Source organism: Xanthobacter autotrophicus (genome assembly GCF_029991245.1).
Classification (GTDB): Bacteria; Pseudomonadota; Alphaproteobacteria; order Rhizobiales; family Xanthobacteraceae; genus Xanthobacter; species Xanthobacter autotrophicus_C.
In genome coordinates this window covers 1-415 of the sequence record NZ_JAIVFO010000410.1, presented here as the reverse complement: position 1 = coordinate 415, position 415 = coordinate 1, and the positions used below count along the sequence as shown (strand labels likewise).

The following is a 415-nucleotide window of genomic DNA, read 5'->3' as shown; positions in this document are numbered from 1 at the left end:
CCTCAAGGCATGGTCGAGTGCGGCGCGGTCGGCCGCGCGGTCCTCGGGCACGAGGTGGGCCACGAACTCCTCTTCGCCCACGGGGCGCCCCGGGTCGAGGCCGAGCAGGGTGGCCACGTCCGCGCCGAAACGCCGCCGGCCGGTGGCCGGGTCCAGGTCCCAGACATGGATGGCGCCCGACTGCATGGCCTGCCGCAGCCGCGACTGCGAGGCCTGCAGGGCCTGCTGGGCCTGGCGCTCCTTGGCCACCATTTCATCCGCGCGCTTGCGGGCGGCCAGCAGTTCGCGCTCGTACTTGTTGCGCTCTTCGGCCACCATGACGGCGACCTCGTCGTAGGTGCCTTGCGGCGTGACGCGGCGGTTCGCGTTGAGCAACACGGGGAAGGTGCCGCCGTCCCTGCGGCGCATGTCCAGC

Annotated in this window: 1 pseudogene; it reads right to left on the bottom strand. The window is 72.8% G+C overall.

The features are described from left to right. Nucleotides 1-415, bottom strand: a pseudogene (locus K9U41_RS23455) (hypothetical protein); the annotation flags it as partial.